General features: G+C 73.0%; 3 protein-coding genes and 1 pseudogene. All 4 read right to left on the bottom strand.

Features of this window, described 5'->3' with window-relative positions:
- Nucleotides 1-699, bottom strand: a 699-nt coding sequence (locus ABD308_RS28480) for an SAF domain-containing protein (protein WP_344340468.1), incomplete at its 3' end; no start/stop codon positions are given.
- 50 nt (nucleotides 700-749) lie between these two features.
- On the bottom strand, nucleotides 750-1691 hold the full coding sequence (locus ABD308_RS28475) for a hypothetical protein (RefSeq protein ID WP_344340465.1): 942 nt from the start codon (nucleotides 1689-1691) through the stop codon (nucleotides 750-752).
- On the bottom strand, nucleotides 1685-2422 hold the full coding sequence (locus ABD308_RS28470; protein ID WP_344340460.1) for a hypothetical protein: 738 nt from the start codon (nucleotides 2420-2422) through the stop codon (nucleotides 1685-1687). Before ABD308_RS28470 ends, ABD308_RS28475 begins: the two co-directional genes overlap by 7 nt.
- Before the next feature lie 24 nt (nucleotides 2423-2446).
- Nucleotides 2447-3199: pseudogene (locus ABD308_RS28465) on the bottom strand (hypothetical protein); the annotation flags it as partial.

The raw sequence follows: 3199 nt of genomic DNA, 5'->3' as shown, positions 1-3199 counted from the left end.
GGCCGCCGCGCGGGGCGCCACCACCACCTGGATCCGTCCGGTGGACACCCAGGAGGCGAGCTTGCCCGCGTCCGCCTGGTCCACGACGGCGTCGAAGACCTGGCTGCCGTCGGTGTCCACCCGGCCCACGGTGTAGACGGTGGCGGCGAGCGTCTCGGACCGCGCGCCGTCCGGGGTGTAGACGACGATCACCGGCTGGCCCGGCTGGAGCCGGGTGGCCGGCAGCTGGGTGCGCCGGGCCGAGACGCCGACCAGCAGCTGACCGGGGTTCAGGACGAGCGACTGCGCGAGGTCGGACTTGGTGAGCAGCCCGCCCCGGTGGAGGTCCGTGGTGGCCCGCATCCCGACCGCCTTGGTCCGGTCGGCGGCGTCCAGCGGCTTGAGCGCCGGGTCGCTGGCGATCCGGACGACCACCAGGTCGGCCTCGGTCAGCACCTGGCCCCATGGCACGTCCCGGGCCAGCGCCAGCACCGCCACCCGCTGGCCGGTGCTGTTGTAGAGCACCGCGCCGCCCAGCCCGCCGGCGGCTATCAGGGCCACCGCCATCGCCAGCACGGCGGGGCGCCGGCGCCGCGCGCCGAGCGTCCGCCCGGGGCTGCGCGGAGCCCCGCGCCGCTGGTCCGGCACGGCCGTCGGGGCGGCCGCGGTCGCCGTGGCGGACGTGCCGGGGCCGGGCGTGGCAACTGTACGGTTCTCCACCGGGCTTCGGCCTTCCTCGCGTTCGTTCGTTCATCGGGGTTTGCTGTGCGTCAGTTGAGGACCTGGACCTCGGCGACCCGGAAGCTGACACGTTCCGCGGTGACCCGGATCTCGATCGGGTCGACCTTCGTACCGTCGGAGACCGTCACGTCGTTCATCCACACGACCTCGACCGAGCCGGTGAACACGCCGTCCTTCTTGGTACCGGAACCGCTCTTGAAGACGTGGCCGCAGGTGGGCGAGGGGTTGGCGCCGTACTTGACGTCGTACGGGGTGCCGACCGCGGCGGCGCCCTTGCAGGTCACCTTGGTCCCGTCGCCGAGGTCCCACTTCACCGAGGCCACCCGAGGAGTGACCGTCACCGTGAGACCGCCCAGGGTCAGCGGTTCCGTGGCCGGCTTCTTCGGGTCCGCCAGCCAGAGCCAGACGTTCCCGCCCACCACCGGGTCCTTCTTGGGGGCGACCCCGAGCGTCGGGGGCTGGAAGTGCAGTTCGTCGTGGACGTACCTGTCGGCCTCGGCTCCCGGGTCCGGCGGCGCGGGCACGGGCGCCTGGGCGAGGAACTTCGGCTCGGGAGAGCTGACCGAGCCGTCCGAAGAACGGCAGGTCACGTTGTAGACCGACCCCTCCTTGGGGTCGTGGTTCTCCCAGCTCGGATCCCCGGCCTCGGGCTGCGGGTTGAGGACGCGGTAGTAGCAGCCGTTGGTGGCGCTGAACCAGCCCAGCTCGGGATCGCTGCAGGCGAGGACCTGGCCGTTCCAGACGCAGAGCCGCGACCCCGACGTGCCCCCGCCGCCGCCATGGCTGCCACCGCCGGAAGGAGCCGGCGTGCTCCCCTGCTGGCCCCCCTCCCTGCAGATGATGTTGATCTCACACTGGGTGGCACCCCCCGTGGGGCCGGGGGGATCGGCCGCCGCCGGCCCCGTCGGTGCCAGGAGTAATCCGGCGAACAGCGGCGTGCCGATCACCAATCGCCGTACCGGCTTCAGCATGTGCGTCCCACCTCCCGCTTGAACTCGTGGATCAGCCAGCGCGTTTGGAACTTTCGCAGGGAAACGGTCGCCACGTACCGGCCGAGCCGGTCGGGCGGGTCCTTCACCGCACGGGTGACGGCGTCCGCCTGGTGCCAGCCGGACACGTCCAGGCAGTCCTCGATCACGGCGGTGTTCGGATCGGCGGTCAGGTCGACGGACTTCACCACCGCGGAACTCCGCGGTTCGCCCGTCATCACCAGCTTGGCGTCGTGCAGTTGCTTGAGATTGACGAGGGCTTCGGTCAGCGCCTTCCCTGAAGCGAAGGTGCCGAATCCGGAACCGTCCGAATCGGTTCGCCCGAACGCCTCCACCTGGGCCTGCCACCAGTCCTGATAGGTACTCAGAGCCGACCTGGCGGCGGCCCCTTCAGGTCCGTCGGTCGGCGCGTTCCCGACGTTTGCCGAACCACCCGAAGGAGGGACCGCCGTCACCCCCGCGACCGTGGGCGCGCTCGTCCCCAGGCGATCGGTGGAACCACCGGACCCGCCGCTCGCGCAGCCGCCCAGCAGCAACGCCAGAACCAGCCCTCCAGCCCCAACCGCCCCAGGGCGCAACACATTTCCGCGCTGCCGCATCGCCCCACCTCGTCGCAGCCGGCCCCGGGTGTGGACCGGGGTCGCCAGAAGAATTCCGCCGTCCCGCCGGCGTTTCCCCGCGAGCATCGATTCTTCGCCAAACCGGGGCTTCACGGCAACACCTACGGCCTCCTGACCTTACGCGGAGGGCGGATCCGTCGGGGCGCTTTCCCGCCACAGCAGGGCCAACAGTTCCTCGGAAAGCGACAATCCGGCCAATGCCCCCCGAACCGCCGCCCGATTGCGCATCAGAAGGCGCCCGCCCTCCGGCGGGACGAGCAGGCGCACACCCGGCGCTTCGTGCTGGTTCGCCGGCGCACCGGCGCCCGCGCCCTCGTGCGGGGCGCCTCCGTCGAGCAGTGCGCCGACGGCGGGTTGCAGTTCGTGCGGTCCGACGGCGGCGGGCGCGCCCGGGACGCCCTGGCTCAGCACGGTGGTGAGCGCCTGGCTGAACGAGCCGGGGCCGCCCGGCAGGACGGCCTCCCGGCCGCGCCGGCCCGGGTGGTAGCGGCCGGGCGCGTGGCGGCCGATCCGGCCCCAGAGCGGGACCCGCGAGTAGCTGAGCAGTTCACCCGCGCCGTCCTCGCCGCCGCCGCGTTCCAGCGCCGCCCAGGTGTCCTTGTCGGCGACCGCGTCGACCAGCAGCAGCGCCTCCTCCTGGTCGCCGTGCACCATCGCGCTGACCACCCAGTCCCAGGCCAGCCCGCGCCGGTAGGCGTTGTCGGCGGTGGAGCCCGCCGTCACCAGGGCGAGCCGGCGCCCGCGCGGGTCGGCCACCAGCTGGCCCACCAGGCAGACCAGCAGCCAGCGGCCCGGGCGGGCGGCCGCCTCCCGGACGGCGGTGAGCATGGTGTTGGCGTCCGCCCCCGGGTCGACCACGGCGACCCGGCT

This window comes from Kitasatospora putterlickiae, assembly GCF_039527695.1.
Taxonomy (GTDB): domain Bacteria; phylum Actinomycetota; class Actinomycetes; order Streptomycetales; family Streptomycetaceae; genus Kitasatospora; species Kitasatospora putterlickiae.
Note: the sequence above shows the minus strand (reverse complement) of the source record. Positions and strands in the feature narration are given on the sequence as shown.